At 29.3% G+C, this 5093-nt stretch carries 6 protein-coding genes; 4 read left to right on the plus strand and 2 right to left on the minus strand.

The genetic code is table 11. The features are described 5' to 3' along the window. Positions 1–573, minus strand: a 573-nt coding sequence (locus tag GFJ41_RS17555) for a collagen-like domain-containing protein (protein WP_500048752.1), incomplete at its 3' end; no start/stop codon positions are given. A 147-nt stretch (positions 574–720) separates the two neighbouring features. Here GFJ41_RS17555 and GFJ41_RS17560 point away from each other — a divergent pair. The 4 genes from GFJ41_RS17560 to GFJ41_RS17575 all read left to right on the plus strand — a co-directional run bounded on the left by GFJ41_RS17560 (position 721) and on the right by GFJ41_RS17575 (position 3555). Beyond that, positions 721–1818: a tetratricopeptide repeat-containing glycosyltransferase gene (locus GFJ41_RS17560; RefSeq protein ID WP_170075950.1), complete on the plus strand. Its 1098-nt coding sequence runs from the start codon at positions 721–723 to the stop codon at positions 1816–1818. 75 nt (positions 1819–1893) lie between these two features. After that, entirely contained in the window at positions 1894–2943 is a 1050-nt protein-coding gene (locus GFJ41_RS17565) for a glycosyltransferase family 2 protein (RefSeq protein WP_226890284.1), read from the plus strand. Between the two features lie 190 nt (positions 2944–3133). Continuing rightward, positions 3134–3406, plus strand: a complete 273-nt coding sequence (locus GFJ41_RS17570; RefSeq protein WP_170075952.1) for a hypothetical protein — start codon at positions 3134–3136, stop codon at positions 3404–3406. An 11-nt stretch (positions 3407–3417) separates the two neighbouring features. Further along, on the plus strand, positions 3418–3555 hold the full coding sequence (locus GFJ41_RS17575; RefSeq protein ID WP_170075953.1) for a hypothetical protein: 138 nt from the start codon (positions 3418–3420) through the stop codon (positions 3553–3555). A gap of 64 nt (positions 3556–3619) precedes the next feature. Here GFJ41_RS17575 and GFJ41_RS17580 read toward each other — a convergent pair whose 3' ends face one another. Continuing rightward, a complete protein-coding gene (locus GFJ41_RS17580) occupies positions 3620–4462 on the minus strand; it encodes a GNAT family N-acetyltransferase (RefSeq protein ID WP_170075954.1) in 843 nt (280 codons plus the stop codon). Positions 4463–5093: the final 631 nt, after the last annotated feature.

Raw genomic sequence — 5093 nt, forward strand, 5'->3', positions numbered from 1 at the left:
TCCTACTGGACCTATTCCTCCTGTTGGTCCCGTTGCTCCTACTGGACCTGCTGCTCCTGTTGGTCCCGTTGCTCCTACTGGACCTATTCCTCCTGTTGGTCCCGTTGCTCCTATTTCACCTGCTGCTCCTGTTGGTCCTGTTGCTCCTACTGGACCTATTCCTCCTGTTGGTCCCGTTGCTCCTACTGGACCTGCTGCTCCTGTTGGCCCCGTTGCTCCTATTGCACCTGCTGTTCCTATTGGCCCCCTGCATCCTGTTGATCCCGTTGGCCCTGTTGGGCCTGTTGCTCCTATTAGGCCTCTTGCTCCTGTTGGCCCTGTTGGACCTGTCGGACCCTTTATTCCTGTTGGACCCCTTGCTCCTGTTGGCCCTGTTGGCCCTGTTGCTCCTGTTGGACCTCTTGCCCCCGTTGCTCCTGTTGGGCCCGTTGGCCCTGTTGCTCCTGTTGGACCCCTTGCTCCCGTTGGCCCTGTTGGGCCTCTGTTTCCTGTTGGGCCCCCACACCCTATTAAACATCTACCCCTTGAGGAATCTGTTAAATTATTAGAATCAAAAGAATCTATATTGCCCATTAGATATAGTCAACTCCTTTAATAAAATAATATTAAATGTATAAACTTGTATACAGTTAATGTTTATTCATTAAATACTAACTTAGTATTATATTTTTTATTAAGCATATATATTTAATTAAAAATATAATTTTTAGTAGGTGAATTATGAACAAATACAAAATAGGCGTATATGCTATATGTAAAAATGAAGAAAATTTCATTGATAGATGGATAGACTCAATGAAAGAAGCAGATGTAATAGTAGTATGCGATACAGGGTCCACAGATAATACAATTGAAAAGTTAAAATCGAGGGGGGTAGTGGTTCAAAGTATTGAAGTGAAACCATGGAGATTTGACGTAGCTAGAAATCTAGCAATGAATTTGCTACCAAATGATGTAGACATATGTGTGTCTACAGATTTAGATGAAGTTCTAGAACCTGGATGGAGAGATAAAATAGAAAAAACATGGACTCCAAAAGCAACTAGGCTTAGATATTCCTATACTTGGAACTTTAATTTAGATGGCTCAAGAGGAACTTCATTTATATATGAAAAAATACATAAAAGATATGGATTTAAATGGATAAAACCTGTCCATGAGGTTTTATATTATTTTGGAAGCGAGCCTGATGTATATGTAACAGATGAAAGTATACAGCTTAACCATTATCCGGATCCTAACAAGTCAAGAAATCAGTATCTATCACTTTTAGAATTATCCGTAAAAGAATTTCCAAATGATGATAAAGATATACTTTATTTAGGCAGAGAGTATTTATTTCATAACATGTATGATAGATCAATTGAAACGCTAAAAAAATATTTACAAATGCCTAATGCAACATGGTCAGATGAAAGATGTGCATCAATGAGATTTATTGCTAGATCATATATTAAAAAAGGTAATACTCAGGAATCTATTAAGTGGTTATATAGAGCAATCGCAGAAGCACCTCATTTGAGAGAACCTTACGTAGAAATGGCTCAACTAGCATATTTACAAGAGGATTGGCTTACTGTATATAGTATGATTGAAAAAGCCTTGAGTATAAAAAATAAACCTTGTTCTTATTTAACTGAAGATTTTTGTTGGGATTATAACATCTATGATTTAGGGGCTTTAAGTTCATATTATCTAAATTTATTTGATAAATCTTTAGAGTATGCAACCATAGCTATGGAGTTATCTCCCAAAGACGATAGGTTAGTAAATAATTATATGCTAATAAAAAATAAGGTAGATCAAATTCAATCATAGTCTAAATTATAAGTAATATAAAATTTATTATAATATTTTATTTGTGAGGCGCACATGATTACAATAAGTTTATGTATGATAGTTAAAAATGAAGAAAGTTTTATAGGAAGATGTCTAGATACTGTAAATGATATTGTAGATGAAATAAATATCATAGATACAGGATCTACAGATAATACAAAAGATATCGCTTTAAAATACACGAATAGAGTTTTTGACTTTGAGTGGGTAGATAATTTTAGTTTAGCAAGAAATTTTTCTTTTAATAAGGCTACTAAAGACTATATTTTGTGGTTAGATGCTGACGATATATTTCTTGAGATTGATAGAACTAAGTTAAAAAATCTAAAATATACACTCGATAATAGTGTAGATTCAGTTACTTTTATGTACAATTATTCCTCTGATGAAGAAGGGAAACCACTATTAATTTTCCCTAGAGAAAGACTAGTAAAAAGAGAACGTAATTTTAAATGGGTCGGTTATGTACATGAATATATAAATACTTATGGGAATCAAGTTAATTCAGATATTACAGTTACCCATAAAAGGATACATAACTCCTCTTATAGAAACTTAAATATCTACAAAAAAAATTTAGAATATGGAAATAAATTAACAAATAGAGATATGTACTACTATGGAAAAGAATTATTTTATCATAGGCTTTGGGATGAATCTATTAAAATTTTAGAATTATTTTTAGATACAGATTCTTGGTTTGAAGATAAAATAGATGCTTCATGTGCAATAGCTGATTGTTATGGATATAAAGGCGATACCTTAAAGGAAAGGTCTACATTATTTAAAGCTCTTGAATACACAGTTCCTCGAGGTGAGATCATGTATAGGATAGGGTACTCCTTTCAAAAAGATGGAAAAATAGATGAAGCAATTTTTTGGTATAAAACAATATTAAATACTGAAATCCCTAAAACTATATCTGGATTTATATATCCTGAATATTGGACTTGGAAACCTAACTTACAGCTATGTGTTTGCTACTATGAACTTGGTGACGTTGATAAATCATATTATTATCATAAAAAGTCATATGATATAAATCCAATACATGAATCTATAATTGCTAATCAAGACTTTTTTAATTCTATTGAATGCATATAATTTTAAATTTTAAATCCCCCTTTTTTAATTTTTTATTAATATCTTAAAGACCAACATTCTCTTTAAATATAATATATCCTTATACATAAATTAGGTATAGTCGTATTTTGTAGATTTAAGTATTCTTATTTTTGTTGTTATTCCAATATTTATACTAGTAATATATCTAGTAAAGAAAGGGGAGAGTTTAGTGAGAAATTATTCTTATAAGTATCATATACTTTTATCAGTTATTTCTTCTTGCGTAATCGGAATTATATCATTTTTTGTAATTGGACCATCTCAAATGAGTACATCAATAGGGGTTATTCAATCAGTTGATGATCCTAGCCTAATTCATGCTCAAATTTCTTATAACTTTGATTCAATATTTAAAATAGTTATCATCAATTTAGTGATTTTATTGGTTTTATATAAACCTATAAAGTCACTTCTTAACAATCGACTTACAAAAGTGAATTAGGAGGATTTATTATGGATTTAGCTATGAATGGAATGATTGTTTTTAATTTATTTAATATGTTTCTAACGTTCATTATAAAAATTATTGCAATATACACAATGTACTTAGCTATAAAAGCTTTTAAAATATACATAAGTAATAACTCTTAAAGCTTTTGTTTAACAAGTACTTATGAATTTAAACAAATGAAAGCCTGTATATTAAAAATATATATTATACAGGCTTTTTTGTATTTAAATCTAAGTAATAATATTCTCCTTTGACATTTATCCTAAATCTAGCATTTTTATAAATATTAATGGCTTTACTATTCCAATTTGAAACTCTTAAGTAAACATCCTTAGATCCTTGTGAAATATAATGGTTTATTCCAAAATTTAAAAGTTCTTTTCCATACCCTTTATTTTGATAATTCTTGTTTACAATAAGATCATCAATTTCATTATTTAAAAGTGTAACAGATCCTATAATTTTATCTTTGTCTAATAACATGAATATATACTCTTGATTTTTTATTAACTCATCTCTACTGGGATGTACTCTATGAGGTTGTATATTTAATGATTTTCTCATATCATAAAAGCAATTTTCATATAACTCTTTATATTCATTATAGTACGTGTCTTTGTATCTAATTGGATTTAAACTTGAATCCTTCTTATCTCCTTTATAATTCATATGACAGTATCCAAACCACCTGTTAAATCCCTTTTTTAAGAAAAAACTACTAGTATCATATTTCTCTATTCTAATCTCAATGTTAACTTTCTCAATTTCTTTAGACTTAATAAAATTTATAACATTTGAGTATAGTTTATTACCTATTCCATTATTTCTATTTGATTCGGATACATACAACATCAATTTTGAATCTTTTTTTATATTATCAAAAGTTAAAATAGAAAAACCTACAATAGAATGTCCTTCTGCATATACTTTACAATAGCTATTAGAATTAATCATATTCTCTATTTCAATTTCGTTTATACTAGAAACTTCATTTTTTAAAAGTTCAATTATTTTTATATTATCTAGTTTTTTTAAATCCCTTATCATTTAGATATCCCCCTTGAGTTAATACTAATTAATATATTACAATATATTTTATAAAATCATAATCATTAGATAAAAATTTTTATATATAGCCGTATATTTGAATTAGAGCTTTTAAAAACTGTATTGATAGGTAATTACTCTAAATAATCTAAAAATCTCTTTAAAATCTATCTCAGTGGCTTTTAGGGGTATCTTCTATCTTAATATAAACTATAAATATACAATATTCTTAAATTTTATATGTTTAATCTATATACATTTCATTTAATCTACAAATTCATATATATTAAACTATTTTTAGTACAAATATAATCTTTATATATTACCAATTTTCTAAGAGTTTTTATTTTTTATGTAAAGACTAGATCAGATTAGAACAAAAAATGACCTTTACTAGTCTTTACTTAGTATTTAAATAGTATTTATAGTATTTAATAGTATTTAGCCCTACCTGAAGATATTGGAATTACTAATAAAATTAAACCTAAATACGACACATGGGAACCCTAAGTGCGACAGGAGGGAACTTTAAATACGACACATAGGAACCTTAAGTGCGACAGGAGGGAACTTTAAATACGACACATAGGAACCTTAAGTGCGACAGGAGGGAACTTTAAATACGACACAT

Origin of the sequence: Paraclostridium dentum, from assembly GCF_012922555.1 — a bacterium.
In the GTDB taxonomy this organism is placed as follows: Bacteria; Bacillota; Clostridia; order Peptostreptococcales; family Peptostreptococcaceae; genus Paraclostridium; species Paraclostridium dentum.